Origin of the sequence: Aeromonas sp. 159 (genome assembly GCF_963862045.1) — a bacterium.
Lineage (GTDB): Bacteria > Pseudomonadota > Gammaproteobacteria > Enterobacterales > Aeromonadaceae > Aeromonas > Aeromonas veronii.
This window is the reverse complement of record NZ_CAWLMI010000024.1, coordinates 1-25930: the sequence shown is the minus strand read 5'-3', so window position 1 is coordinate 25930 and position 25930 is coordinate 1. Positions and strand designations below refer to the sequence as shown.

At 58.3% G+C, this 25930-nt stretch carries 24 protein-coding genes; 13 read left to right on the top strand and 11 right to left on the bottom strand.

Going from position 1 to position 25930, the window contains the following annotated elements; translation table 11 throughout:
• Positions 1-244: 244 nt before the first annotated feature.
• The 4 genes from relA (at position 245) to eno (ending at position 6510) form a co-directional block, all read left to right on the top strand.
• Positions 245-2458, top strand: a complete 2214-nt coding sequence (relA, locus tag AACR14_RS04825) for a GTP diphosphokinase (protein ID WP_005335588.1) — start codon at positions 245-247, stop codon at positions 2456-2458.
• 84 nt (positions 2459-2542) lie between these two features.
• A complete protein-coding gene (mazG, locus tag AACR14_RS04820) occupies positions 2543-3340 on the top strand; it encodes a nucleoside triphosphate pyrophosphohydrolase (protein ID WP_019445338.1) in 798 nt (265 codons plus the stop codon).
• Between the two features lie 141 nt (positions 3341-3481).
• Positions 3482-5119 carry a glutamine hydrolyzing CTP synthase gene (gene pyrG / locus AACR14_RS04815; RefSeq protein WP_019445337.1) on the top strand — a complete coding sequence of 546 codons (1638 nt, stop codon included), beginning with the start codon at positions 3482-3484 and terminating at the stop codon, positions 5117-5119.
• An 89-nt stretch (positions 5120-5208) separates the two neighbouring features.
• A complete protein-coding gene (gene eno, locus AACR14_RS04810) occupies positions 5209-6510 on the top strand; it encodes a phosphopyruvate hydratase (protein WP_005335583.1) in 1302 nt (433 codons plus the stop codon).
• Positions 6511-6633: 123 nt separating this feature from the next.
• On the opposite strand, the gene AACR14_RS04805 is transcribed toward eno, so the two are convergent.
• The 3 genes from AACR14_RS04805 to AACR14_RS04795 all read right to left on the bottom strand — a co-directional run bounded on the left by AACR14_RS04805 (position 6634) and on the right by AACR14_RS04795 (position 9236).
• A complete protein-coding gene (locus AACR14_RS04805) occupies positions 6634-7119 on the bottom strand; it encodes a GNAT family N-acetyltransferase (protein ID WP_019445336.1) in 486 nt (161 codons plus the stop codon).
• Between the two features lie 260 nt (positions 7120-7379).
• Complete coding sequence (locus tag AACR14_RS04800) at positions 7380-8567, bottom strand: restriction endonuclease (RefSeq protein WP_083851938.1); 1188 nt, start codon at positions 8565-8567, stop codon at positions 7380-7382.
• Positions 8568-8633: 66 nt separating this feature from the next.
• Positions 8634-9236 carry a hypothetical protein gene (locus AACR14_RS04795; protein WP_019445334.1) on the bottom strand — a complete coding sequence of 201 codons (603 nt, stop codon included), beginning with the start codon at positions 9234-9236 and terminating at the stop codon, positions 8634-8636.
• Between the two features lie 725 nt (positions 9237-9961).
• Between AACR14_RS04795 and AACR14_RS04790 the strand changes: the two genes are divergently transcribed.
• A complete protein-coding gene (locus AACR14_RS04790; RefSeq protein ID WP_019445332.1) occupies positions 9962-11137 on the top strand; it encodes a retropepsin-like aspartic protease in 1176 nt (391 codons plus the stop codon).
• Between the two features lie 39 nt (positions 11138-11176).
• Here AACR14_RS04790 and AACR14_RS04785 read toward each other — a convergent pair whose 3' ends face one another.
• Positions 11177-11773 (bottom strand): MliC family protein, encoded by a 597-nt coding sequence (locus AACR14_RS04785; RefSeq protein ID WP_019445331.1) that lies wholly within the window; start codon positions 11771-11773, stop codon positions 11177-11179.
• A gap of 186 nt (positions 11774-11959) precedes the next feature.
• Positions 11960-12325 carry a DUF2061 domain-containing protein gene (locus AACR14_RS04780; protein WP_019445330.1) on the bottom strand — a complete coding sequence of 122 codons (366 nt, stop codon included), beginning with the start codon at positions 12323-12325 and terminating at the stop codon, positions 11960-11962.
• 191 nt (positions 12326-12516) lie between these two features.
• Between AACR14_RS04780 and AACR14_RS04775 the strand changes: the two genes are divergently transcribed.
• Positions 12517-12723, top strand: coding sequence for a hypothetical protein (locus tag AACR14_RS04775; RefSeq protein ID WP_019445329.1), 207 nt, complete (start codon positions 12517-12519; stop codon positions 12721-12723).
• A 104-nt stretch (positions 12724-12827) separates the two neighbouring features.
• Here AACR14_RS04775 and AACR14_RS04770 read toward each other — a convergent pair whose 3' ends face one another.
• The 3 genes from AACR14_RS04770 to AACR14_RS04760 are packed head-to-tail and all read right to left on the bottom strand — an operon-like array spanning position 12828 to position 16040.
• Positions 12828-13682, bottom strand: a complete 855-nt coding sequence (locus AACR14_RS04770) for a 23S rRNA (adenine(2030)-N(6))-methyltransferase RlmJ (RefSeq protein ID WP_019445328.1) — start codon at positions 13680-13682, stop codon at positions 12828-12830.
• A complete protein-coding gene (locus AACR14_RS04765) occupies positions 13676-14137 on the bottom strand; it encodes a DUF2390 domain-containing protein (RefSeq protein WP_005343337.1) in 462 nt (153 codons plus the stop codon). Before AACR14_RS04765 ends, AACR14_RS04770 begins: the two co-directional genes overlap by 7 nt.
• Positions 14130-16040, bottom strand: a complete 1911-nt coding sequence (locus AACR14_RS04760; RefSeq protein ID WP_019445327.1) for an ABC transporter ATP-binding protein — start codon at positions 16038-16040, stop codon at positions 14130-14132. Before AACR14_RS04760 ends, AACR14_RS04765 begins: the two co-directional genes overlap by 8 nt.
• Positions 16041-16194: 154 nt before the next feature.
• On the opposite strand from AACR14_RS04760, the gene AACR14_RS04755 reads away from it, so the two are divergent.
• Positions 16195-16608 carry a CBS domain-containing protein gene (locus AACR14_RS04755; RefSeq protein WP_019445326.1) on the top strand — a complete coding sequence of 138 codons (414 nt, stop codon included), beginning with the start codon at positions 16195-16197 and terminating at the stop codon, positions 16606-16608.
• A 117-nt stretch (positions 16609-16725) separates the two neighbouring features.
• Here the strand turns inward: AACR14_RS04755 and AACR14_RS04750 are convergent, their stop codons facing one another.
• The 3 genes from AACR14_RS04750 to AACR14_RS04740 form a co-directional block, all read right to left on the bottom strand.
• Positions 16726-18387, bottom strand: coding sequence for a hypothetical protein (locus AACR14_RS04750; protein ID WP_019445325.1), 1662 nt, complete (start codon positions 18385-18387; stop codon positions 16726-16728).
• Positions 18388-18555: 168 nt separating this feature from the next.
• Positions 18556-19023: a hypothetical protein gene (locus AACR14_RS04745; RefSeq protein WP_019445324.1), complete on the bottom strand. Its 468-nt coding sequence runs from the start codon at positions 19021-19023 to the stop codon at positions 18556-18558.
• Between the two features lie 53 nt (positions 19024-19076).
• Positions 19077-20453, bottom strand: coding sequence for an aminotransferase-like domain-containing protein (locus AACR14_RS04740; protein ID WP_019445323.1), 1377 nt, complete (start codon positions 20451-20453; stop codon positions 19077-19079).
• Between the two features lie 116 nt (positions 20454-20569).
• Between AACR14_RS04740 and AACR14_RS04735 the strand changes: the two genes are divergently transcribed.
• The 6 genes from AACR14_RS04735 to AACR14_RS04710 all read left to right on the top strand — a co-directional run.
• Entirely contained in the window at positions 20570-21166 is a 597-nt protein-coding gene (locus tag AACR14_RS04735) for a LysE family translocator (protein ID WP_005335536.1), read from the top strand.
• Positions 21167-21291: 125 nt separating this feature from the next.
• Positions 21292-21882, top strand: a complete 591-nt coding sequence (locus AACR14_RS04730) for a LysE family translocator (RefSeq protein ID WP_005335534.1) — start codon at positions 21292-21294, stop codon at positions 21880-21882.
• A 126-nt stretch (positions 21883-22008) separates the two neighbouring features.
• A complete protein-coding gene (locus tag AACR14_RS04725) occupies positions 22009-22707 on the top strand; it encodes an aspartate/glutamate racemase family protein (RefSeq protein ID WP_019445322.1) in 699 nt (232 codons plus the stop codon).
• 130 nt (positions 22708-22837) lie between these two features.
• Complete coding sequence (locus AACR14_RS04720; RefSeq protein ID WP_019445321.1) at positions 22838-23944, top strand: 1-acyl-sn-glycerol-3-phosphate acyltransferase; 1107 nt, start codon at positions 22838-22840, stop codon at positions 23942-23944.
• Between the two features lie 314 nt (positions 23945-24258).
• A complete protein-coding gene (locus AACR14_RS04715) occupies positions 24259-24729 on the top strand; it encodes a YhcH/YjgK/YiaL family protein (protein ID WP_019445320.1) in 471 nt (156 codons plus the stop codon).
• Between the two features lie 221 nt (positions 24730-24950).
• On the top strand, positions 24951-25930 hold a 980-nt coding region (locus AACR14_RS04710), incomplete at its 3' end, for an acetate kinase (protein ID WP_019445319.1).

The following is a 25930-nucleotide window of genomic DNA, read 5'->3' as shown; positions in this document are numbered from 1 at the left end:
TATATGAAGTAATCCTGCTCATCGGTACGGCGATGCGGATGTGTAATCTGGCATGTCTGCGGCTGTTTGAGCTGATGTGATTGGGGTAATCTAGACCCTCGTCGTTCGGCAGGGCCTATTGGCGCGCTCTATTGTCTTTCTGGACAGTATGCCTTGAAAAGTGCGCTGGATATCCCCATTTGAGGCAATCTCATGAGGGGAGAAAGTGACAGCTTTCGGCCCGATAATTTAAAGGATTGATACCATGGTTGCGGTTCGCGATATTCATTTGAAAGACAACTTCACCCTGGAAGAGTGGGTCAGCTCGCTCTCCTTGAGTGACAGTGAAAAGGATCAGTTGCGAACCGTCTATCAGTATTGTCTGACGCTCGGTGACGAGGCGCTGACCAGCAAGCTGCTGGTGCGTGGCATCGAAATGGTGGGCATCCTGCAGATGCTCAGCATGGATATCGGCACCCTCAAGGCCGCCATCATCTACCCCTTCGTCGAAGCCGGTCTCATCAGCCAGGAGCGGATGGACGAGGATTTCGGCTCCAAGATCGCCAAGCTGGTGGAAGGGGTGCTGGAGATGGAGGCCATCCGCTCCCTGCAGACCCTCCATCGCAGCGAAACCTCGCCGGAGCAGGTCGACAACGTGCGTCGCATGTTGCTCGCCATGGTCGAGGATGTGCGCGCCGTGGTGATCAAGCTGGCGGAGCGGATCGCCTGCCTGCGGGAAGCGAAGACGGCAGATGAAGAGACCCGGGTGCTGATGGCCCAGGAGATCACCAACATCTATGCACCGCTCGCCAACCGTCTGGGCATCGGCCAGCTCAAGTGGGAGCTGGAAGATCTCGCCTTCCGTTACCTGCACCCGGATACCTACAAACAGATCGCCAAGCAGCTCGACGAGAAGCGGCTCGACCGCGAGCGCTACATCCGCGAGTTTGTGCAATCCCTGCGTAATGGCCTGAAAGAGGCGGGAGTTGACGCCGAGGTGTACGGTCGGCCGAAACACATCTACAGCATCTGGCGCAAGATGCAGAAGAAGCACCTCGAATTCAACGAGTTGTTCGACGTGCGCGCGGTGCGGGTAGTGACCAAGCGGTTGCAGGATTGCTATGCGGCGCTCGGTATCGTGCACACCCAGTTCCACCACATTCCTCGCGAGTTTGACGACTATGTCGCCAACCCCAAACCCAACGGCTACCAATCGATCCATACCGTAGTGGTGGGGCCGGAGGGCAAGACGGTCGAGATCCAGATCCGTACCGACCAGATGCATCAGGATGCCGAGCTCGGCGTCGCGGCGCACTGGCGCTACAAGGAAGGGGCACAGGCTGGCGGCAAGGCCAACACCTTCGAAGACAAGATCGAGTGGCTGCGCAAGCTGCTCGCCTGGCAGGAGGATCTCTCCGAGAGCGGCTCCCTGCTGGAAGATCTGCGCAGTCAGGTGTTCGAGGACAGAGTCTACGTCTTCACCCCGAAAGGGGATGTGATCGACCTGCCGGCTGGCGCTACCCCGCTTGATTTTGCCTATCACGTCCACAGCATGATCGGCCACCGTTGCATCGGCGCCAAGATTGACGGCCGCATCGTGCCGTTCACCTACGCGCTGCAGACCGGCGATCAGGTGGAGGTGATCACCCAGAAAGAGCCGAACCCGAGCCGCGACTGGATGAACCCCAACGCCGGCTTCCTGCGCTCAAGCCGTGCGCGGGCCAAGGTGGCGACCTGGTTCAGAAAGCTGGATCGGGACAAGAATATCGTGGCCGGTCGCGAGCTGTTCGAGAAGGAGCTGGATCGCCACAATCTCAGCATGTCCAAGATCGACAAGGGCAACATGCTGCGGCGATTCAATCTGGAGAGCACCGACGATCTGCTGGCTGGTATCGGCAGCGGCGACATCCGCATCAACCAGGTGCTCAACTATCTCGATACCTGCTACAACAAGCCGACGGCGGAAGAGGAAGATCGCCGCTTGCTGGAGAAGCTGGAGCAGAAGGCCAACGCGCCGATGCGCCACAAGCCCAAGGATCACATAGTAGTAGAAGGGGTCGGCAACCTGATGACCCATATCGCCCGCTGCTGCCAGCCGATTCCTGGGGACTCCATTCAGGGCTTTATCACCATGGGACGCGGGGTGTCCATTCACCGGGAAGATTGCGAGCAGCTCAAGGAGCTGTCACGTCGCAACCCCGAGCGGCTGATCGATGCGGTGTGGGGGGAGAACTACTCCGGCGGTTACGGCCTCACCATCCGGATCATCTCCAACGATCGCTCCGGCCTGCTGCGCGATATCACTACAGTGCTGGCCAACGAGAAGATCAATGTGATGGGGGTGCGCTCGCGCTCCAACGTGCGCGAGCAGACCGCCGAGATCGACATGGAGCTGGAGATTTACAACATCAACGCCTTCAACCGGGCGTTGGCCAAGCTCAGTCAGCTCAATGACGTAATTAGCGCCAAGCGCCTCTGATTGTCATCAAGAACCAACTTGTGACCGACCGCCAGGTCGGTCACTGTTTTGCCCCTGCGGTACGAATCAACAAGCGAATATCCCATGTCCCAACGTTATGACCTCTCTCAATTGCTCGATATCATGGCCCGCCTGCGCGATCCGCAAAACGGCTGCCCCTGGGATCTGAAACAGAGCTTCCAGACCATAGTGCCGCACACCCTGGAAGAGGCCTACGAAGTGGCCGATGCCATCGAGACCGAGGATTGGCAGGGGCTGAAAGGGGAGTTGGGCGACCTGCTGTTTCAGGTGGTGTTTTACGCCCAGCTTGGCAAGGAGCGTGGGCTGTTCGACTTTGCCGATATCGTGGATACGGTGAGCGAGAAACTCATTCGCCGTCATCCCCATGTTTTCTCGGATGCCGACCTTGCCAACGAGCAGGCGGTAAAAGCGAACTGGGAGGCGGAAAAAGCCAAGGAGCGCGCGGCCCTCGACAAAGAGAGCGTGCTGGACGACATCCCGCTCTCGCTGCCTGCCCTGACCCGCGCCGCCAAGATCCAGAAACGCTGTGCCACCGTCGGTTTTGACTGGAAGACGTTGGGGCCTGTGGTGGACAAGATCCACGAAGAGATCGTCGAGGTGATGGAAGAGGCATTGATGGCCGATGTGGACGAGGCGCGGGTGAGCGACGAGCTCGGCGATCTGCTGTTTGCCACCGTCAATCTGGTGCGTCATCTGGGCAAGGATCCGGAGCAGGTGCTGCGCGGTGCCAACGCCAAGTTCGAACGTCGTTTTCGTCAGGTTGAGCAGATAATCGCCGCAGAAGGCTTGAAAATGACCGATTGCACCCTCGAAAAGCTCGATGCCGCCTGGGATAAGGCGAAGGAAACCGAGCAAAGTTGATTTGGCGCAAGATGGGGGGGCGGTGAGCCTGATAGATTTTTGCTCATTGTTTGGGAGAGGGGTTTTTGGTATACTGTTTCCCCGTCCTGCTTCATCCCCGAAGCACCCCTTAAAATTCCCTAAACTTCTTTCAGGTTCAGCATGACGACCAAATATATTTTTGTTACTGGTGGCGTTGTTTCATCCCTCGGCAAAGGCATTGCCGCAGCTTCTCTGGCAGCCATTCTGGAAGCCCGTGGTCTGGATGTGACCATCATGAAACTGGACCCGTACATCAACGTGGATCCGGGCACCATGAGCCCGACCCAGCATGGTGAAGTGTTCGTAACCGAGGACGGGGCCGAAACCGATCTGGATTTGGGTCACTACGAGCGTTTCATCCGCACCAAGATGACCCGTCGCAACAACTTTACCACCGGCCGTATCTACGCCGACGTACTGCGTAAAGAGCGTCGTGGTGACTATCTGGGCGCCACCATTCAGGTTATCCCGCACATCACCAACGCCATCAAGGAGCGGGTGATTGCCGGTGCCGAAGGCCATCAGGTTGCCATCGTCGAAGTGGGCGGTACCGTAGGTGACATCGAGTCCCTGCCGTTCCTCGAAGCCATTCGTCAGCTGGCTGCCGAAGTGGGCCGCAACAACGCCATGTTCATGCACCTGACGCTGGTTCCTTACCTGGCTGCTGCCGGTGAAGTGAAGACCAAGCCGACCCAGCACTCCGTCAAAGAGCTGCTCTCCATCGGTATCCAGCCGGATGTACTGATCTGCCGCTCTGACCGTGCCATTCCGGCCAACGAGCGCGCCAAGATCGCTCTGTTCTGCAACGTGCCGGAGCGCGCCGTCATCTCCATGAAAGACGTCGACTCCATCTACAAGATCCCGGCTCTGCTCAAGTCCCAGAATCTGGACTCCTACTTCACCGAGCGTTTCGGTCTGGAGTGCAAAGAGGCTGACTTGTCCGAGTGGGAACAGGTTATCTACGAAGAGGCCAACCCGACTGGTGAAGTGACCATCGGTATGGTCGGCAAGTACGTCTCCCTGCCGGACGCTTACAAGTCCGTCAACGAGGCGCTCAAGCACGGTGGTCTCAAGACCCGTCACTCCGTCAACATCAAGTACATCGACTCTCAGGATATCGAGACCCGTGGCGCCGAGCTGCTGGAAGGTCTGGACGCGATCCTGGTGCCGGGTGGCTTCGGTGAGCGCGGTGTGGAAGGCAAAATTCTGGCTGCCCAGTATGCCCGCGAGAACAAGATCCCCTACCTGGGTATCTGCCTCGGCATGCAGGTTGCCATGATCGAATTCGCTCGCAACGTGGTGGGCATGGAAGGGGCTCACTCCTCCGAATTCAAGAAAGATTGCGCGTACCCGGTCGTCGGCCTCATCACCGAGTGGGTTGATGAAGAGGGCAATATCGAGACCCGTACCGAGAAGTCCGATCTGGGCGGTACCATGCGTCTGGGTTCCCAGCTCTGCCACCTGGTCGAAGATTCCAAAGTGCGTCAGATGTACGGCAGCCCGACCATTTACGAGCGTCACCGTCACCGTTACGAAGTAAACAACAAGCTGCTGCCGCAGATTGAAGCGGCAGGTCTGAAAGTGACCGGTCTCTCCGCCGACAAGAAGTTGGTGGAAATCATCGAGATCCCGGATCACCCCTGGTTCGTGGCTGCGCAGTTCCACCCGGAGTTCACCTCTACTCCTCGTGATGGCCACGCTCTGTTCGCCGGTTTTGTGAAGGCGGCAGGCGAGTATCAGAAGCGTAATTTGAAGTAATTGAAAATAAATGCGGTTGGGGCACTGTGCCACAGCCGCTTTTTTTGGCATATTTTTGTTGTTTTTTTACGAAACCTGAGGAAATACACATGTCCAAGATCGTTAAAGTGATCGGTCGTGAAATCATCGACTCCCGTGGTAACCCGACCGTTGAGGCCGAAGTTCACCTGGAAGGTGGTTTTGTTGGTATGGCAGCCGCTCCGTCTGGCGCGTCCACCGGTTCCCGCGAAGCGCTGGAACTGCGTGACGGCGACAAGAGCCGTTTCCTGGGTAAAGGCGTGCTGAAAGCCATCGAAGCCGTAAACGGCCCGATCGCTCAAGCTCTGCTGGGTAAAGATGCCAAGGACCAGGCCACTGTCGACCAGATCATGATCGACCTCGACGGTACCGAGAACAAATCCAAGTTCGGCGCCAACGCCATCCTGGCTGTTTCCCTGGCTAACGCCAAAGCTGCCGCTGCTGCCAAAGGCATGCCGCTGTACGCCCACATCGCCGAGCTGAACGGCACCCCGGGTGTTTACTCCATGCCGCTGCCGATGATGAACATCATCAACGGTGGTGAGCACGCCGACAACAACGTCGACATCCAGGAGTTCATGATCCAGCCGGTTGGCGCCAAGACCCTGAAAGAAGCCGTTCGCATGGGCGCAGAAGTGTTCCACAACCTGGCCAAAGTGCTGAAGTCCAAGGGCTACAACACTGCAGTTGGTGACGAAGGTGGTTTCGCTCCGAACCTGAAATCCAACGCCGAAGCACTGGAAGTTATCGCTGAAGCCGTTGCCGCTGCCGGTTACAAACTGGGCACTGACATCACCCTGGCTATGGACTGCGCTGCTTCCGAGTTCTACGACGCAGAGAAGAAAGAGTACAACCTGAAAGGCGAAGGTCGTGTCTTCACCTCCAACGGTTTCTCCGACTTCCTGGCTGACCTGACCACCAAGTTCCCGATCGTCTCCATCGAAGATGGCCTGGACGAATCTGACTGGGAAGGCTTCGCCTACCAGACTGCTGAACTGGGCAAGAAAATCCAGATCGTGGGTGACGACCTGTTCGTAACCAACACCAAGATCCTGAAGCGCGGTATCGACAACGGCATCGCCAACTCCATCCTGATCAAGTTCAACCAGATCGGTTCCCTGACCGAAACTCTGGCTGCCATCAAGATGGCCAAAGACGCTGGCTACACTGCCGTCATCTCCCACCGCTCCGGTGAGACCGAAGACGCGACCATCGCCGACCTGGCTGTTGGTACCGCTGCTGGCCAGATCAAGACCGGTTCCATGAGCCGTTCTGACCGTGTTGCCAAGTACAACCAGCTGATCCGTATCGAAGAAGCTCTGGGTGCCAAAGCTCCTTTCCGCGGTCTGAAAGAAGTTAAAAACCAGGCTTAATTTGCTGGTTTGCCAGCCTCGGCTGGAATGAAAAAAACCGGAACCCTTGGGTTCCGGTTTTTTTATGCCTGCTCCTTGCTGCAACGCCCTGAGAGGCGAGGGCGTTGTGCCTCTGGTATCGGGTCAGACAAAGGGGAGCGTGCGCTGATAGCGCCCTGCATGCGCCCTGAAGCCCAGTTTTTCAAACAGGGCGATAGAGCGGACGTTATCTGCATCGATATCTGCGGTGAGGCGGGTGACTCCCAGTGTGCTGGCGTGGGCGAACAGCAATCCCAGCGCTTCCGACATAAACCCTCTGCGCCAATAGGCCGCATTGAGCAGGCAGCCCACCTCGCAGCGGTGGCCCGCCTCGCTGAAACTGTGCAGGCCGCAGGTACCGATCACCTTGTTGCCCTCCCGCTCGACAATCGCCCACTCCAGCGACTTCCCCGTTTGCTCCAGCCGCACCACGCTCGCCATCATCTGCGCCACCATGGCGGGAGAGGTAAAGCAGGGATCAGAGGCAAACTCCATGGTCAGTGGATTGCCATAAATCTCGAACAGATCGGCAGTATCGTGTGGGCCAATGGTGCGCAGTACAATCCGTGATCCGGTTAAGTCTGGCTTCATAAATCTCCTTTGGATGTGTTAAGCCAGCAAAGCAACAGGTGAATAAAGATGCCATCTGAAATTCGGTATCTTAAGGCAACTGGTGCTATCACGAAATATTGTTATCACGAACGTCCGATTACGCTTCGCTAATCGAACTTACGGGCTGTAGCTTCGTCTCAGCAAATCAGAGGAGGCCACAACAATACCGTGCCCGTCGGTGGCTAAGTGGGCTCGCTACGCGGCACTCAAAATGGTGGGGGTCCCAATTCCCTTGTCTCTCATCGAAGCCCAAATTCTGCAATTAACGATGGACGACGAGATAACAAACGTTCCAAATGGCTTTCTGGCCACATTTCTATTCTTAAGCCACTATCAGACTGATTATGTCTTTCGACTAAAGCTACAGCATCAGAAGTAAATCTTCCCGAAGTAGCAATTACGTGAATATCAACTTTTGGAGGCTCCCAAAGTTTCATTTGTTCTTTAAGCTCTGCTATATCAGATACAGAAACACTTTTTGACAACCAGTGCTTACATTGAATAATTGTTCGATGCCGGAACACACCGCTAAGAGGGTCGTTATGAACTCTTAATACGGATAAATCTCTTCCTCTATCAGGAGCGTTAGTTTTCATCAGCCACTCGGGGTTTTCATAGCCTTTTTCAGAAGAGATCAGAGCAAATATTACTCTCTCAAAATCATCTGGAGAGAGCTTTTCCCATTTAAGCTGTACAACAATGGGGCCTGTAGGCTTGCTAGATACTAAACTGCCAAGATCGTCTATTTCGACAGGTATGGGCTCTTTCTCTCCGTACAGTGACTTTCTAATGCCACTTTTTACGCTCGGCCAGTCATGATTAATGATATCTTGAAGATCTCCGAGTAACCCGAAATGTAAGTGTCGGTGCAGGTCTGTCCATCTACTAGGGCGAGGCTCACTGCCCAGTAACGTATCAATTTCAGCAATATGAGACTTTAAATCATCAAAGCTAGAGCGGGTAACGGCTTCATTGACTTCAGATTTACCTTCGAGCTCAATTGCGAGATCTCTCAAGTCTTCATCTATGCTATCAATAGCCGATTGAAGTGCATCTCGCACTAGCTCACGCCTCTTACGATCGAACTTATGCCTATATTCGCGAATTAACTTGGCTGGTTCGTATATCTGATTCTCAACCGAAATTTGGCACTCTATTTCGCCAACTTCCATTGCATCAAGTCTGTTCTGTCCTATCTCATTCAAGTTCATCAAGTAAATTTTTGGTTTCCAACCATCGATTTTGGGGAGACAGGACAAAACATTTTCGAAATCTCTGCAATTATTCTCATAGCCAGAATCGTCTAGAAACGCCACTCCGCTAGGAATTATTGATTCCATTTCTATCCAGATTTTTTCAAGCTTTACTAGGTTTGCTTCTGCTGTTTCAAAAATTCTCAACGCAGCATTTAACGGGCTTTCTGTCATAAATTTACTCGGGTTTAAATTGAGGGATAACGCCGCATTCAGCGGCTTGTCCGCTGCAATGCTTTGTTATGGATGTACAATCCGATACATCCCTGTCTTTTCTAAAAAATCAGTTCCTATCAGATAAGGCCTATGATATCCCGACTTAGCACTTTTTTCCTGAGTTGGATCAACGAGCATTATGCATTTGTGGGCAGGATGTAGGCCTCGCTTGAAAAGGAGATCGGCATGTGCCTCTGCAGTACAGTCTAAAATCGTACCATCTGTAAGGGTCAGCCAAACATGAGCCTTAATGTCTCCATCAATACTCGGCTTCTCAAGTTCACGTTCTATAGAATCTTTAGACATCTCACAATAGACGTAATCATCCCAATATCTATCACCTATCGTGATAAAGCTTTCAATGTTCATGTCGCTTTTAAGATGAGACATTAGCATTAAATGTACAGGCGCACATTGCCCAGCTAAATCTTCTGAATTTTGATAACCATAGTGGTATAATGCATCACCACATAGTTGAAAAATATCTTGCATGGTTGAACGTTCAATCTTTTCACCTAGCGGGATCGGAGATTTTTCAATCTTCAATCCTAAGCTGCGCGTGTAGTCGACCGCATTTATTAATCTTTCTATATAATTCAAGTCTTTCAATCCTTTATTGGTAACCATTTAGCGCTCAGAATCCATAACAGTGATTAGATGGAAGGCGGTACTAATCCGTTAGCAGAGAATTCCATATAACTCCGTAACATTTTCATCGCCACCAAGTGAAAATCATTATTAACTCATAATGTTACCCGTTTGCTTCTCATGCTGGGAGTATTCGCTTGACTTCCTCTTTATGCTCCACGGTGACCACTGTATGAAAAAAACAGTACATGGGTTGCGGATAGAAAGCGCCGCCAAAGCACGCTTGCTTGAGCAGGTCAGAAATAAAAATGAGGTCGTCACCATTTTGAGTGGGTCGAAGGCAACTCTCGCTTATCCATTCCATCCGGCATGGCTACCGCCCCTGAATTTCAGCCTCCAGTCTGCTGCGTTTCACCAACGGGATGGGGTTGGCATGGCTCATGGGAGACTCCGACGAGGCAATTGTTGCCAAATGGCAATATTAACCATGGCGCTGTGGAGAGAAAGCTCAATATTGAGATTTTCTGTGCAAGATCAATAAATTAATCAAATGTCACCCACGATTGATGACGCGCCGAGATAGCGTGAACAACCATTCTTGAGCTATCGCCATAGAATATTCATGGTTATATCTGGCTTGAACCAGCATAAAACTCTTTGTTATTGTCCGCGCTCCCCGCTGAAATAGCTTATTTATCTATAAATCAACAAGATAGCATTATGTGGTGGCGTTGCGGGGGCATCTGCTATCGGGAAGGAGAGTTATGAAGTCGCAGTTCAAAGTGGCGCTGGTCATGTTGGCCCTGTTCGTCGTCCAAGGCTGCACAGCCCCGGATTCATCCACCAAGCGTAATGCACCCGGCCCGGTGCTGACAGTGCATTACGAAAGCACCCCCCTGATCCCCGTTACCATCGCAGGTGAGCAGTACCAGTTTTTGCTCGATACCGGGGCCAGTATCACCTTTATCGATCGTCGTCTGGCCAGCCGCTTCAAGGCGCTGACCTTAAGCGAATTGCCCAGGGCCTATCAGGCTGATTTTGCCAGTGTAAGCAGCGTTTCGAGCCAACTGGGCAGCGAGCAGCTTGGCTTTGTTGAGCCGCAACCCTTCTCGCTAGGGTCGGTCACCATTGATGACAGCGATCTGTGGGCAACTATTGATTTCGATCTCTTCTCCCAGTCTCTTGGCAGCCGTATCGATGGCATCCTCGGGATCGACACCATCCGCCGTTTCAACTGGGTGTTTGATCGCGACAAGCATCAACTCACTGCTTCGCTGACGGCACCGTCGGCTGCCACGTTCGAGCGTTGCATCGGCTATGAAGATAGCTACAACCGCTCCCCGGCAGTCTATCTGACCCACGGCGAGAGCAGCGTGCGCATGTATCTGGATACCGGGGCCGATCAGAGCTATGCCGATCATGCCTTTATCGACTTTATGGCCAGTCAGAAGGCGAGCTCTGGCGAAGATGCCACGCCACGCAAAGGGGTGGACGCCAGCGGTATGGTGGAGGGGCGTGACCATATCCTCACCGGCCTGCACTTTGATGAGCGCCAGCTCGGTGAACTGCGCGTGTCGGAAAACAGCAATGAGCAGTATGGTCTGGGGCTGGATTTTGTTAACCGCTTCAATCGCTTTGCGATCATGCCCGGGCGGATGATGTTCTGCTACGACGCCGACAGCCTGGCGCGCAAAGTGCCGCCAGTCCTGCGCAATATCGGGGTGCGTTTTGATGGCGAGCATCTGCAGGTCTACTACAGCGACGAACGGGATCTTGCCCCCTATGGTCTGGCCAACGGCGACATTCTGGAGCAGGTCAACGGGGTGGCTTATCGCCCCCTCGAGATCGACAAGGTGCGTGAACTGCTCAGCACCGGCAAGCCGGGGTCGCTCAAGTTGCGGATTGTGCGGGAAGGAAAACCGCTGGATATCGCCATCTAGTCAAGGTGGGGGCGGCAAGACGAGCCGCCCCCATGAGCCTCAGCCCTTGGTCGGATTTTCCATGCAGGTGAGGGTTGGCTGGCCGTAACGCTCCAGCGTGGCTTCATCCCCTTTGGTGAAGAAGGTGAGGTTTTGCCCTTCATAACGGGCGCCGCTGGCGCTGGGGGCTTCATAGGCGAGCACTTGTTGCTGCTTGTCGCCCTCGCTCAGGTTGATCACCGCGGCGGGCAGCTTGGCATCGTTATAGAAGTAGGTGGAGAGAGTGACGTTCTTGCCGCACTTGTAGTTGACCGGTGCCGGCACCATCAGCTGGCCGCCGCTGATCTGCAGCTCGGTGATCCGCAGCAGGTAGTTATCCTCCACACACTGGCGCAGATCCAGCCCCTTCCAGCAGTCGTTGCGACCCTTGATCCAGCCGCGCTGCATGGCGCGCTCTGTCTTGAGCTGTTCGGGAGAGAGCGCAGCAATCGCCTTGGGGTAGAGGGCCGCCAGTTCATTATCAAGGGCGGCCAGTCCGGCATCCTTGCAGATCAGGGTTTCGACCGACCCGGAGGCTTTGGTGCAGTCAAAGGAGGGGGTTGCGGCACTGGCGAGCGGAGGGGCAAACAGCAGGGTGGCAAGCAAGGTCTTGTTCATCGATAGATTCCAGCAATGAGGAGGGCATATCTGCCTACTACAGCACACTCTACAGGGCAATGCAGCAGGGGAGCCGAGCCCACTTGCACTGCTGAATGGCAGCCAAACGGAAAAACCCGACACTCCTGGCCGGAATGTCGGGTTTTTTGTGGCCGCGATAGAGGGGGAGGCGGCTTGCACGGTTGATCAGGCCAGCGCCAGTTGCTGACTGCGGGCGCGCCACAGCCGCTCGTGGAAGAAGAACACCACGGTGTTGATGGCCGGTTCGATCATCGCCATCACGCCGCCGGTGAGCAGCTCGCCGCTCAGCAGGAAGGCAACCCCGAAGGCCACCGAGAAGTGGACCACCGCGAAGCGGCTGGTCTTGGCCTGCAGGCTGTGATTTGGCTTGAGCTTGTGCCAGCCAAGGTCATGAAAGTAGAAGGCGACCGTGTTGACGGCGGGCTCGATCAGGGCGATCAGGCTGGCGGTCAGCAGCTCACCGGTCAGCAGGTAGGCCACGGTAAAGGCGACACCGAAGTGCAGGATGGCAAAGCTGATGGTCTTTTTCATGATGGCGGCTCCCTCTGTTGATGATGAGAGTATCCGCCGAAATGAGATTAAATGAAAACTATTCTCATCTATTGCCAGGATAGAGAGAACCTATCAACGGGCGAGTGGCCGGTGCGCTTCAGCGGTTGCCAATCGCAACCAAGGCGATAAAGTACAGCTTCTTCACACTTGCCCATGAAAAAGGATCTTTCATGAATATCAATGCCACCCTGCTTGGCCAGTTCATTGCGTTGTTGATGGTCATCGTCGGCGTTATCGCCTGGCGACTGGCGCGCCGCAAGAGCGAGCATCCGGCGCTGGTCACTGTTATCTGCTCCCTACTCTGCCTGTTTCCGCCCTTTGGCCTGCTGGCCCTGTTGCTGGTTGCGCTGAAACAGGATCTGCCCGCCCGTTCATAGGGCGCGCAGGTTCAGGCTGCCGCACACACCGGCCGCACCAATAGAAAAAGCCCCGTGATGGGGCTTTTGCTTTTGAACTCGGTGAGCGCCGTAGGGGCGGGGTATTAATCCTCGGCCTTGTTGAGCCACTCCACCTTGTACTGGGCGCCTGCACCCTGCGCCAGCTTGGCGCACAGCGGTTTCAGGAACGCTTCAATCTGCTCGTCCAGCATCCAGGGCGGGCTGATGATCAGCATGCCTGAGCCGTTCATGCCCCAGTCGGCAGTCTGCCCGGCCACTTCCAGCTCGGCCACCAGCACGTTGCCGAAGTTTTCGCGCTTGATGGCGCGCAGCATGTCGCGGGATTTGTCCGCCTCCTGCCCGAGGATCGGATACCAGAGGGCGTAGATTCCGGTCGCCCAGCGTTTTTGCGCCTTTTTCAGGGTATCGACCACGGCGAAGTAATCTTCTTTGAGCTCATAGGGCGGATCGATCAGCACCAGCCCGCGACGCGGGGTCGGCGGCAGCAGGGCGATCAGCCCCTCGAAGCCGTCACGGTGGTGGACGGCGACGCGAGGGTCGTAACCCATGTTGGCGCGCAGATCGTCCACTTCGTTGTTGTGCAGCTCCATCAGCGCCAGCTTGTCCTGCTCGCGGGTGAGGCGACGGGAGAGCTCCGGCGAGCCGGGGTAGTAGTGCAGCTGGCCATCGCTGTTCATCTCGTCGATGACCCCGAGATAGGGGGCCATGGCAGACCACTGGGCCCGCTCGTCCCACAGGCGGCCGATGCCGTCGGCATACTCGGCCTTCTTCTGCGACCAGTCGCCGCGCAGGTCGTAGAGACCGCCACCGGCATGGGTGTCCAGCACGATGAAGGGTTTCTCCTTCTTCTTGAGGGACTCGATGATCAGGGCCTGAACGGCGTGTTTCAGCACGTCGGCATGGTTGCCGGCGTGAAAGGCGTGGCGGTAGCTCAGCATATTAGATCTCTGAGGGGGCCCTGCTGGGCACCCAGTAACGATAGATAGTTCAACAAATTGCGGCTGTTGCCGCGAAACAGGGAGAGGCTGCGCAGGGTCTGCAACAGGACGCCCTGTTGCAGCCGCTCCAGCTCCAGCTCGTGGGCCAGCATCGACTGATACTGCTGCTCGTCGAGTCGCGTCTTGGCGCTCTGGCGCAGGGCGCGCCACGGGGTCAGCACCGCCTCGGTCTGCACCAGCGCCGGTTGCAGGTCGGTGAGATCGACCACGATGCCGAGTTGATCGAGCCGGTGCAGCAGCAGCGCCAGATTGACGTTGCCCCCCTGCTCCTGCACGGTGAGCCAATCCTGGCTGCGCTCACCATAGACCTTGCCGCTCCAGTGCCAGAAGCCGATCGGTGTCGGCAATTCGTGGACCGCGACCCGCTCGCTGGCCATCAGCTGTTCGTCACGCAAAGAAGGCTTGCTCCATGGTTTCCAGCTCTTCGGAGAGGCTCATCCACTCCAGCTCAACTTCTTCCAGCTGCTCCTTGAGGGGGCCCTGGGATTTGAGCAGCTCGGAGAGCTTGGTTTTAGCGCTCTCTTCGTAGATGGCGGGGTCGGCCAGTTGGCTCTCGATGTCGCCAAGCTTGCCTTGCAGCTTCTCCATGCTCGTTTCGAGCTTTTCCAGCTTCTGGCGCAGGGGACGGGTCGCTTGCCGAAACTCCGCCTCGCGCCGTTTCTGATCCTTGCGCGCTACCGCCGAGTTGGCAGAGACGGGGCCATCGGCCGGTTTGGCGTTGGCCTCTTTCTCCTGCTCGCCGAGCCACTTGTGGTAGTCGTCCAGATCGCCGTCGAACGGCTCGACCCGGCCACCGTGCACCAGATAGAAGTCATCAGTGGTGGTGCGCAGCAGGTGACGGTCGTGGGAGACCACCACCATGGCCCCTTCGAAGCCTTGCAGCGCCATGGTGAGGGCGTGGCGCATCTCCAGATCCAGGTGGTTGGTCGGTTCATCGAGCAGCAAGAGGTTGGGCTTTTGCCAGGTGATCAGCGCCAGCACCAGCCGCGCTTTTTCGCCGCCAGAGAAGGGGGCTACTTTGTCGAGCGCCTTGTCACCGTGAAAACCGAAGCTGCCCAGATAGTTGCGCAGCTCCTGCTCGGTCTTGTCCGGCGCGAGGCGGGCCAGATGATCGAGCGGGGAGTCGTCGAGACGCAGGGTCTCCAGCTGATGCTGAGCGAAGTAGCCGATGCTCACCCCGGCGCTCACTTCGAGCTTGCCGGAGAGCGGCGGGTTGGAGCCCGACAGCATCTTGATAAAGGTGGACTTACCGGCGCCGTTGCGACCGAGCAGACCGATGCGCGAACCCGGTACCAGATTGAGTTTGATCTTCTCCAGGATCACCTTGTCGCCGTAACCGGCACTGAGGTTTTCCATGGCAATGAGCGGGGTCGGCAGGGCCGACGGCTCGCGAAACTCGAAGCTGAACTCGGAGTCGGCGTGAGCGGGCAGGATCTTCTCCATCCGCTCCATCGCTTTCAGGCGGCTCTGGGCCTGACGGGCCTTGGAGGCCTTGTAGCGGAAGCGGTCCACATACGCCTGCATGTGGGACATCTCCCGCTGCTGCTTCTCGTACATGGACTGCTGCTGGGCCAGCTGTTCGGCGCGCTGCAGTTCGAAGTCGGAGTAGCCGCCGGTGTATTCGTTGAGCTTGCCGTTCTCGATATGGATGATGCGGCTGATGACCGAATCGAGGAAATCGCGATCGTGAGAGATGAGCACCAGCGTGCCTTGATAACCCTTGAGCCACTTCTCCAGCCAGATGACGGCATCGAGATCCAGGTGGTTGGTCGGTTCATCGAGCAGCAGCAGATCGGAGCGGCAGAGCAGCGCCTGGGCGAGGTTCAGACGCATGCGCCAGCCACCGGAGAAACTGCGTACCGGCGAGCTCAGCTGCTCGTCGCTGAAACCGAGGCCGTGCAGCAGTTCGGCGGCGCGGGCGCGAATGCTGTAGGCGCCGATGGTATCGAGGCGACCGTGCAGCTCGGCCACCAGCAGCCCATTGTCATCCTGCTCGGCTTGCACCAGCTGGGCCTCCAGCGAGCGGAACTCCTTGTCGCCATCGATCACATACTCGAGGGCGGAGCAGTCGAGCGCCGGGGTCTCCTGCGCGACGCCTGCGATCTGCCAGCCAGCGGGCAGGCTGAAGGTGCCGCTGTCGATGGCCAGCTCGCCCCGTACCAGTGCAAAAAAGGTGGACTTGCCACAGCCGTTTTTGCCCACCAGACCCACTTTGTGGCCGGGGTGAATGGTGGCGGAGGCGTTGTCCAGCAGCTTGCGGCCGCCGCGGATCAGTTCGATTTGACTGGCAACTATCATGGGTGGGATCTGCTTGCTCAAAATGGAGGAGAAAAACTGGCGCGGATCTTACGTGAAATGACGCTGATTTGCACTGTAGCGAAGGGCTGGCCACTGGCTGGCGCTGCAAAAACATGCCATAACAGAGAAACCAGTTTGGTTACGGGAGGTTAGCATGCATATCAGGGATATTATGACGACCCGGGTCGCCACCGTTTCAATGGATGATCGACTCCGAGTCATCAGGGATATCTTCGAGCAGGCACACTTTCGCCACCTGCTGGTACTGGAGGAGGGGGATCTGGTGGGGGTCATTTCGGATCGGGATCTGTTCCGCGCCATCAGCCCCTATCTCGACTCCGAAGCCGAGATGAGTCGCGATACCGAAACCCTCAACAAGCGGGCCCACCAGATCATGAGTCGTCAGCTCGTCACCATCGCACCCCATCTCACCGTGCGCGACGGCGTCAAGCTGATGCTGGAGAAGGGGGTCTCCTGCCTGCCGGTGCTGGAGAATGGCGCCCTGGTCGGCATCATCAGCTGGAAAGATTTTCTCAAGGCGGCGCTGGAGAGTGACGCGCTGGTTTGAGCCCAACACTCATCGTCATCAGCTGACAGAGAACCAATATAGAGAGAGGGGAGCCAAGGCTCCCCTCTCTCTATATTGGCTTTGCCGACAATGCCGGTTTGCACGCCGCCAGCATCATCATGGCTCGGGCTGCCCTGCGACAAGGCTGGAGGGGCCGCTGCCGGAGAGGTGCGGCTGAAGATGAGTGCGGATCTCCTGCAGGGTGCGCTGGTACTGCTGGGCATGTTGATCGAGAAACGCGGGGCTGTGCTTGAGGCGCCGCTCCAGGGTATCGACCAGCAGCGCTACCTTGGGAGCGGCCATACCCGCAGGCCAGCAGTGTTGCAGCAGCTCCAGCAGTTGCCAGGCATCGCCCGGCAGGGCGGGGAACTCCTCCAGCAGCTGCAAGCCCGCTTGCAGGGCTGTCTGATACTGGCTGGCCTGCATCGCCTTGTGGCGCAGCTGGCGCAGTTCGCTCAGCCGTTGTTCTCTCGCCGTCAGGCGTTGGCCCAGCTCGGCCACCAGATGGTGGAACAGCTGGCGGGTGAGCGGGTGGGGCGCCACCCTGACGCGGTATTGGGTCAGCTGGGTCAGGTAGCGCTGGGCGTGGTGGGGCAAACCGCAGAACTGGCTGACCGCAAAGCCGAGCAGCAGGGTGAGGTGGTTGTCGCTCCCCTCATCCGGCTGGTGGTGGGCAATCAGGATCAGCGCCTCGTCGAAGCGGTAATCCAGCCCCAGCATCAGCGCCTGCAGCAGCTCATATTCGTGGGGTTGCAGGTGGACGGTGCGTTTGAGGTGCTCCCACTCCTGTTGCAGGGAGCGGATCCGGTTGCTGGAAGGGGCGCGCCACAGCACCGCCAGACTGGCATTGAGCATGAAGCTGTCGATGGCGAGCCGGACACGCTGTTCGCTGAAGTGGCGCAGGGTCAGGCTGTTGGCCTGCTCCAGCACCTTCTCCTCATCTTGCAGCACCAGCCCGAGCAACATCGCCAGCTGATGCCAGCGCGGCTGATGGGGACGGATCTGCAGCAGCTCTCCCATGGTCTCCCACGCCGCCAGCCAGTAATGCTGATGCAGCTGGCTGGCGAGTTGCAGCTCAAGCCGGGTGGCCATCGAGACGCTGGCCTGATGGCGCTGCAAGTCGGTCCGGGCGCTCTGCAATTTGCCGAGCCCCAGCATGGCGTAGAAGAGCCCGGCCCTTGGCCAGCTTGCCTGATACTCGTTGGCACAGAGGGCATAGTGCTGGGCGGCAGTGATCCGCTCGGCTGATTGCAGCAGCAGGTAGCCCTTGAGTCGATCCAGCCAGGGGGTCAGCGAGCGATTCTCCCGTTGAAACAGCAAGTCTTCACAGAGGGCGGTAGCCAGTTGCCACTCCCGCAGCAGAATGGGGGCGGCCAGCGTGCGGGTCAGGTTGCTTAACTTCACCAGCTGGCCGAGCACCGCGGTGAGCTGTTGAGTCATGAAGGGAAGAGCCAGATAGAGGGAGAAGTAGAGATCCGAGGGGAGAAACTCCTGCTCGCTCTGATCAGCATCGAGCAGCAGCAATACACAACCGGGTTGCAGCAGGCCGAGATAGTGCGCTTCGTGCAGCAGCCGGGCTCCGTCAAGATCCTGCTGCTTGTCCTGCTGACAGATGATGGCGTCGAAGGCGTGCTGTTGCAGCAGGGCCAGCAGGCCGCTGCGCTCGTGGTTTGGATGGCTGTGGTAGTGGATCCGGTCGGCGGGTACCCCCTGTTCGGTCAGTTCCCGGGTGATGGCGCTACGGAGCAGGGGATCCTCTTCGAGCAGCAGTATCGTCATGCAGGTACTTCCTGTGAGCAAACCATTAGGTTGATTATGGTAGACCCAAGAGGAACATAGGCACAGCACTCGCTGAGTGAAAAGCTGACAGTAGCCATCAGGGTGCTGGAGGGCGCACTATGGGCTGTTATTTCAATCGGTTATGCCACCTCTCTGGGCGGCAACCTGCTATTGCCGAGGGCGGATCTGCGTCCCGAAGGGGCAGTCGCTCTGGCGGATCAGCCGCGACCCCTTGCCCTGTTCCCCCAGCCAGCTTAATTCGAGTTTGCCGAGGCGGCCCAGATGGCGCAGCTCGAACTCGTAGCGCTGGCAGAGGTTGTCCTGGGGCAGACTCGCCATCCCCGCTGGCAGGCGGTATTGATAGCGCAGGAGTGGCCCATCCTCCAGCTTGCTGGCCACCGGCACCAGCCCCTCTGGGGTGGGCTGCGGCGCCCCGAGTGCGCGGCGCAAACTGAGCGGGGCATCGATCGCCTTTTGATAGTGCAGGCCGTTCATCGCCGCCAGCTCCTCTTCCAGTCGTTGCAACTCCCCTTCCAATCCATTGATCGCGGCCCCCAGCTGCTGGTGGGTCGTTGACGAGGCGCAGCCGCCCAGCAACAGGGTGGCAAACAGCAGGGCGGCTCTGATGGGGGGCACGGCATCTCCTTGGCTATGACGATGAAGCGTGAAGGTCAGGTCGGCTGGCCTGACTATAGCAGGGGATTGCTGGGGGGCGTCCCCTGCAGCAGTTGGGCCAGACGGGCCAGCCCCTCGCCGACCCGGGCGTCGGTGGCGGGTTGGCTCAGGCTCAGGCGCACCCCCTGCGGAGCGGCAAACTGACCGGCGGCGAAGTGTTCCCCGCTCGCCACGCCAACGTCAAGGGCGTCGGCGGCAGCAGCAAACTGCTGGCTGCGCCAGGGCTCCGGCAGCGGCAGCCAGGCGTGCATGCTGCCCGGCTGCCAGCGGGCGGCGGGCAGCAGGTGGCGCAGCAGTTCGCCACGGCGCTTGAGGATCTCCCGCTGCTGCTCGACCAGCGGCATGATCTGGCGCTGACTGACCATTTTGCAGGCGAGCTCGATCAGCAGCGGGCTCACCATCCAGCTCGACAGCCGCATGGTCTGGGCGAAGGCGCAGCGCAGGGCAGGGGGCGTCAGCACGAAGCCCACCCGCAGGCCGCCGCAAGCGATCTTGGCCAGACTGCCCAGATAGATAACCCGCTCCGGCGCCAGATTGACCAGGGGGATCACAGGTTGCTGGGGCAGCAGGCCGTTGACGTCATCCTCGATGATCAGCAGATCGTGGCGACGGGCGATGGCGACGATGGCCTCCCGCCGCGCCAGACTCATGATGGCGGTGGTGGGGTTTTGCAGGGTCGGGGTGAGGTAGAGCAGCTTGGCCCGGCGGGTGCGGCAGGCGGCGTCCAGCGCCTCGGGCAGCAGCCCCTCCTCGTCCATCGCCAGTCCCACCACCTGATTCTTCAGCTGGCGGGCATTGCCCAGCATACCGGGGTAGCTCAGCCCCTCGCACAGGATGGTCTCCCCCACGCAATTGGTAGCCAGCAGCGCCAGCATGATGCCGTGCTGGGCGCCGTGGCTGAACAGCAGGCGATCCTCACTGCAGGCCACCCCTTGCTCAGCCAGCCAGTCGACAAACTGCTGGCGCTGATCCGGCCGTCCCGCCTCCTTGTCGTAGCCGAGCAGGGCGTTGAGATCCCCGTCCGCCACTTCCTCCAACATAGGGCGAATGATGGCCGCTCGATCCAGCTGTACCGGCAGGTTCTGCCACAGCTCGATGCGGTGCCCCTCCTCTTGGCGGATAACCCACTCATTGGCGGGATCTGTGTTCGCTCCCTTGACCCAGGTGCCGTGGCCCACCCGGGCGGCAAGCAGGCCGCGCCGCTCCGCCTCGCTGTAGGCGCGGGTGACGGTGCCGACGGTGACACCCAGACGATCCGCCAGGGATCGGTGGGTAGGCAATCGGGTCTGCAGTGGCAGCTCGCCATTCGCGATCCCCTGTTCGATCGCTTTGACCAGCTTGAGGTAGAGGGGGCCATCGAAGGCCGCAAGGTCGGGTGTCCAGATTGTCATGGTGACAATAAATCCATTGATCAAAATTTGTTGTCAATATAGCGTGAATTTCAACCTGATAACAACCAGATAGCACACATTGTATCGATACAATATGGCAAGCAAGGAGTCACAATATGACGATGGAGTGGTATGTCACCCTGTTCGGTTTTGCCGTACTCACCTGCGGTACGCCGGGGCCCAACAACCTGATGCTGACGGCTTCCGGTGCCAACTTCGGGGTGCGTCGCACCCTGCCACATCTGCTTGGGGTGGGGCTGGGGCAGCCGGTGTTGCAACTGGTGCTGGCGCTGGGGCTCTATCCGCTGTTCGAGCGCTGGCCTTTATTACGCCTCGGTTTGCAGATCTTCGGTAGCCTCTATCTGCTGTGGCTGGCGTGGCGTATCGCGGTGGCCGGCGCGCCGGGGGATCCGGCCCGTCGGGCCCGTCCGCTAACCATGCTGGAGGGGCTGGGCTTTCAGTTCCTCAATCCCAAGGCGTGGATGATGGGGATCTCCGCCATCAGTCTGTTCAGCCTGCCCGGCGCCAGTTACTGGTCGAGTCAGCTGGCGGTGATGGTCATGTTTGTGCTGGTGGCCCTGCCAGTCTGCTTTGTCTGGGTACTGTTCGGCCATCAGCTGAGCAACTGGATCAGCTCGGATCGGGGCTGGCGGCGACTCAACGGTTCTCTCGGTCTGCTGACGGCGCTCTGCGTGGTGATGCTCTGGTATTGAGCCGTGTTGCGCTGGAGGGGGAGGTGGCCTGGAAAGAGGCATTTCTGACTTGTCGCCACGGGGTTGGCTCTGCATATTAGAAGGCTTTCCCCATAACGGGGGCGTTGCATCGACAAGAGGTTGAGATGGATCTGAACTGGTTACTGCCCCTGGCGGGGTTTGCCCTGGTTACCTGCGGCACACCGGGGCCCAACAATATGTTGCTCACCAGCGCCGGGGCGGCGCAGGGTTTTCGCCGCACGATTCCCCTGCTGGTGGGGGTAGTGGGGGGGATCAATCTGATGATCCTCGCTACCGCGCTGGGGCTTGGCGTGGTGTTCGAGAAGGTGCCGCTGCTGCACGACGGCCTCAAGCTTATCGGTTCGGCGTATCTGCTCTGGTTGGCGTGGAAGGTGGCGACGGCCAGCGGCCCGGCCGAGGGCAACCGGCCGCTCATTCCCGCTCATCAGGGGGCCATGCTGCAACTGCTCAATCCCAAGGCATGGATGATGGCGCTCTCCGCCATCAGCGGTTTCACCCTGGCGGGGGAGGCTTACTGGCCCTCCGCGCTCTGGGTGCTGGTGATCTTCTTTATTACCGGCCTCTATACCGGGGCGTTCTGGGTGCTTTTTGGCGCCCAGGTGCGGCAAATCATTCGCACCGCCCGGGGCTGGCGGCGTTTCAATCTTGGCATGGGGCTGGCGACGGCCGCCTGTGTCGGGATGATCTGGATTTAGCCCAGGGTTGACCCGGGCCTTTACCGGCTGTCTTGTTGGCCCTGCGGGGCCTTTTTTATCTCGATCCCGTGACCTTGCCTGCAAGGTGGCGTGGTTCTGCCCTCCCTTGGGATGAAAGGAGTTCCTATGAAATGTATCGGTCTGCTGGGTGGCATGAGCTGGGAGTCCACCGTCAGTTACTATCAGGCGCTCAACCGCGGGGTGCGCGCACAGCTTGGCGGTTTGCACTCGGCGCGGGTGCTGCTCAATAGCGTCGACTTTGCCGGTATCGAGCGGCTGCAGCATGCCGGTGACTGGCCCGCTACCGCCCGCCTGCTGGCGGCGGAGGCGCGCAAGTTGCAGGATGGCGGCGCCGATTTCTTGCTGATCGGCACCAACACCATGCACAAGGTGGCGCCCGAGATTGAGGCGGCCATCGATATTCCGCTGCTCCATATCGCCGATGCTACCGCGGCCAAATTGCAGGCGGACGGGATAACCCGGGTCGGCCTGCTCGGCACCCGCTTCACCATGGAGCAGGATTTTTACAAGGGGCGCTTGCAGGAGCGCTTCGGGTTGGCGGTGCTGGTACCCGATGAGGCCGGGCGGGAGCGGGTACACAGGATCATCTATGACGAGCTCTGTCTGGGGGAGATCCGCGAATCGTCGCGGGCCGAGTATCTGGCCATTATCGAGGGGCTGGCGGCCGCGGGTGCCGAGGCGGTGATCCTCGGCTGCACCGAGATTGCCCTGCTGGTGGGCGATGCCCGGGCGGCGGTGCCGCTCTACGACACCACCGCCATCCATGCCGAAGCGGCGGTCGCGCTGGCACTGGCATCCGATTAATAAACTGGTCAGATCTCACTATTCATGCTTGTCTCATACCCCTTGCCATAAAAGCGTGTAAAATTGCGCCCTGAATTTTCCCCGGCCAACGCGGGTTGGCTGCGGTTTCCTAGCATGCAAGGCTGACATTGTGACTGAAGTAGATAGATTCGCGGATATTCGCCCCTACCGCGATGAAGAAGTGCCGGCAGCCATCGAACGGCTGATCCTGGATGATGAATTTATCGGCGCCATCGCCAAGTATCGTTTCGGTTCCCTGATGAGCTGGTTGGGTTGGGCCATCCGCCCGATGATCCGCCTGTTCCTGCGCCGCAAATGGTCAAAAGTGACCACAGTGCATCAGGTCCAGATGGGGGTCACCCGGTACATGTCCCGCATGATCGCCACCTCCACCAAGGGGGTGACCTTTTCCGGGATCGAGCATCTTAAGAAAGAGCAGGGCTATCTGTTTGTCTCCAACCACAGAGACATCGCCATGGACCCGGCGTTCGTCAACTGGGGGCTGCACACCCACGGTTTCGATACCGTGCGCATCGCCATCGGTGACAACCTGCTGCGCAAACCCTGCGCCACCGAGCTGATGAAGCTCAACAAGAGCTTTATCGTCAAACGCTCCGCCAAGGGGCCGCGGGAGATGATGAAGGCGCTCGGCGAGCTGTCTGCCTATATTGGCAACTCGGTTCACGAAGGTCACTCCATCTGGATCGCCCAGAAGGAAGGGCGCGCCAAGAATGGCGATGACAAGACAGATCCCGCCATCCTCAAGATGTTCTACGTCGACGGCAAGAAGCAGAAGATCGACTTCGTCGACTACATGCGCAGCCTCAATATCGTGCCGGTCAGCATCAGCTACGAGCTGGACCCCACCGACAAGGCGAAGGCGCGCGAGCTCTACGAGAAGTCGGTCAACGGCAGCTACGAGAAGGGCGAGTTCGAGGATATCGAGAGTATCGTCGCCGGTATCGTCGGCATGAAGGGGCGGGTACACGTCTCCTTCGGTGCGCCGATCACCGAGGGCTTCAGCGATCCGGACGAACTGGCCGCGCTGATCGACAAGGCGATCTGGAGCAGTTACCACCTGTTCCCCAGCAACTATCTGGCGGCCGATGTCTCCGGCAAGGCCAATACCATCGAACAGGCGGCCTTCCTGACCCGTCAGTCAGAGGTGCCGGAAGAGCACAAGGCGATCTGGCGGGCCATGTACGCCAAACCGGTGGAAAATGCCAAAAAGGCTTGAATGAAACCGGTTGTTAAACGGTTTTGCGAAAAAAACGGGCGCTGATGCGCCCGTTTTTGCGTCTGGTCAAAGTCGAGGGGGAAAGGGTGGTGAATAATATGGTTTCAGCTGGTACGATCACTATGAAAATGGGATTATGTCTCTTGGCAAGGTGCTGACGAGTGTGTAACAGTGCCCATATAGCTGAACATGAGCAAAAGCTCTAAACCGGTTTGCACGGATTGCAGACGGCATTATTGAAGGACCTGTCACAGGTCCTTTTTCATTGGCTGGCAAAGATGCCGCCCAGATATACCTAACAGGAAACAGACGCCATGATCACCGGTAGCCTGAACACCCTGCAGCGGACGCCGCTGCCCGCCCCGCTGGCCCGCATCATGGCCGAGGTGGTGAAGAGCGTGGCTCACTGGGGTGACGCTCCGCTCGGCAAGACCGAGATTGATGGCCTCAACCTGTTCTGTTTGGTGAGCGAGGATCTGACCGAGCCAGCCGCGGATCGCCGTGGCGAATTCCATCAGCAGTATCTCGATATCCAGCTGCTGCTGCGCGGTGAAGAGTGGATAGGTGTGGGCCCCCACGACTACGTGAGCGACGGCGCCGACCATCCCCATCCCGACCTCTGGTTTGTCGATGACGAGCAGACCAGCTATCTGGCGCTGCAACCGGGCGATTTCGCCATCTTCTGGCCGGGCGAGCTGCACCGCCCGCTCTGTACCTTCAACCAGCCCGCCAAGGTGAAGAAGCTGGTGGTCAAGGTACACAAGGATCTGCTGGCTATCGCCTGAGCACTCCCATTGAGGCGAGCCCTGTGCTGCTGATGCGTTGAGGCTCGCAAGCATTGAAACCAGTGATACGCACCACAAGTTGCGATGACTCTTTCAAGAGCAAGAATTGAAAAATTGGACGCACCCTCCTGCGACCATAAGCCCCCGGCAGGGGAATCCCATCCTCTTTTGGATGACACGACACTGTCGGCATAAAGCCGAAGCACAGGAAGATGTAGAAAATGAGCAAGTTGGTATTGATCCTTAACTGCGGTAGCTCTTCCCTGAAATTTGCCGTAATGGACGCCGAAACAGGTGAGGACATGCTGTCCGGCCTGGCCGAATGCTTCAATCTGGATGATGCACGTATCAAATGGAAACTCCACGGGGTCAAGGGCGAAGCCATGCTGGGAGCGGGTGCCGCTCACCAGGAGGCCCTCGACCATATCGTGGGTCACATCCTGCCGCAGGATCCGACTCTTGCCGAGCAACTGGTGGCCATCGGTCACCGAATCGTACACGGTGGCGAGCAGTTCTCCCGCTCAGTGCGTATTGATGACGGCGTGATCGCCGGTATCGAAGCCGCCATTCCGTTCGCCCCGCTGCACAACCCGGCGCACCTCATCGGTATTCGCGCCGCGCTGAAAGTGTTCCCGCAGCTGTCCGAGAAGAACGTGGCCGTGTTCGACACCGCGTTCCACCAGACCCTGCCGCAAGAGGCCTACCTCTATGCGCTGCCGCACAAGCTCTACCGTGAACACGGCATCCGTCGTTACGGTGCCCACGGTACTTCTCACCGCTACATCGCGGAAGAAGCGGCAAAAGAGCTGGGCAAGCCGTTGAATGAGCTGAACATCATCAACTGCCACCTGGGTAACGGTGCATCTGTCTGCGCCATCAAGAACGGCGAATCCGTTGACACCTCCATGGGTCTGACTCCGCTGGAAGGTCTGGCGATGGGTACCCGCTCCGGTGATATCGATCCGGCCGTGGTCTTCTTCATGCACGACCAGCTCGGTTACAGCGTGGAGCAGATCAACCACACCCTGACCCGTGAGTCCGGTCTGCTGGGGCTGACCGAAGCGAGCAGCGACTGCCGCTACGTCACCACCAACTATGCTACCGACGCCGGTGCCAAGCGTGCGCTGGATGTCTTCACCTACCGTGTGGCCAAGTATGTCGGCGCCTACGCCGCTGCGATGGACGGTCGTCTGGACGCCGT

What these genes read in the sequence shown, in the direction of transcription:
- mazG (WP_019445338.1), top strand. Translation starts at nt 2,543, where the DNA reads ATGTCCCAACGTTATGACCTCTCTCAATTGCTCGATATCATGGCCCGC.
- AACR14_RS04715 (WP_019445320.1), top strand. Translation starts at nt 24,259, where the DNA reads ATGATCACCGGTAGCCTGAACACCCTGCAGCGGACGCCGCTGCCCGCC.
- relA (WP_005335588.1), top strand. Translation starts at nt 245, where the DNA reads ATGGTTGCGGTTCGCGATATTCATTTGAAAGACAACTTCACCCTGGAA.
- AACR14_RS04805 (WP_019445336.1), bottom strand. Translation starts at nt 7,119, where the DNA reads ATGAAGCCAGACTTAACCGGATCACGGATTGTACTGCGCACCATTGGC.
- AACR14_RS04725 (WP_019445322.1), top strand. Translation starts at nt 22,009, where the DNA reads ATGAAATGTATCGGTCTGCTGGGTGGCATGAGCTGGGAGTCCACCGTC.
- pyrG (WP_019445337.1), top strand. Translation starts at nt 3,482, where the DNA reads ATGACGACCAAATATATTTTTGTTACTGGTGGCGTTGTTTCATCCCTC.
- AACR14_RS04735 (WP_005335536.1), top strand. Translation starts at nt 20,570, where the DNA reads ATGACGATGGAGTGGTATGTCACCCTGTTCGGTTTTGCCGTACTCACC.
- AACR14_RS04755 (WP_019445326.1), top strand. Translation starts at nt 16,195, where the DNA reads ATGCATATCAGGGATATTATGACGACCCGGGTCGCCACCGTTTCAATG.
- AACR14_RS04770 (WP_019445328.1), bottom strand. Translation starts at nt 13,682, where the DNA reads ATGCTGAGCTACCGCCACGCCTTTCACGCCGGCAACCATGCCGACGTG.
- AACR14_RS04800 (WP_083851938.1), bottom strand. Translation starts at nt 8,567, where the DNA reads ATGACAGAAAGCCCGTTAAATGCTGCGTTGAGAATTTTTGAAACAGCA.
- AACR14_RS04740 (WP_019445323.1), bottom strand. Translation starts at nt 20,453, where the DNA reads ATGACAATCTGGACACCCGACCTTGCGGCCTTCGATGGCCCCCTCTAC.
- AACR14_RS04795 (WP_019445334.1), bottom strand. Translation starts at nt 9,236, where the DNA reads ATGGTTACCAATAAAGGATTGAAAGACTTGAATTATATAGAAAGATTA.
- AACR14_RS04785 (WP_019445331.1), bottom strand. Translation starts at nt 11,773, where the DNA reads ATGAACAAGACCTTGCTTGCCACCCTGCTGTTTGCCCCTCCGCTCGCC.
- AACR14_RS04760 (WP_019445327.1), bottom strand. Translation starts at nt 16,040, where the DNA reads ATGATAGTTGCCAGTCAAATCGAACTGATCCGCGGCGGCCGCAAGCTG.
- AACR14_RS04790 (WP_019445332.1), top strand. Translation starts at nt 9,962, where the DNA reads ATGAAGTCGCAGTTCAAAGTGGCGCTGGTCATGTTGGCCCTGTTCGTC.
- eno (WP_005335583.1), top strand. Translation starts at nt 5,209, where the DNA reads ATGTCCAAGATCGTTAAAGTGATCGGTCGTGAAATCATCGACTCCCGT.
- AACR14_RS04775 (WP_019445329.1), top strand. Translation starts at nt 12,517, where the DNA reads ATGAATATCAATGCCACCCTGCTTGGCCAGTTCATTGCGTTGTTGATG.
- AACR14_RS04780 (WP_019445330.1), bottom strand. Translation starts at nt 12,325, where the DNA reads ATGAAAAAGACCATCAGCTTTGCCATCCTGCACTTCGGTGTCGCCTTT.
- AACR14_RS04750 (WP_019445325.1), bottom strand. Translation starts at nt 18,387, where the DNA reads ATGACGATACTGCTGCTCGAAGAGGATCCCCTGCTCCGTAGCGCCATC.
- AACR14_RS04730 (WP_005335534.1), top strand. Translation starts at nt 21,292, where the DNA reads ATGGATCTGAACTGGTTACTGCCCCTGGCGGGGTTTGCCCTGGTTACC.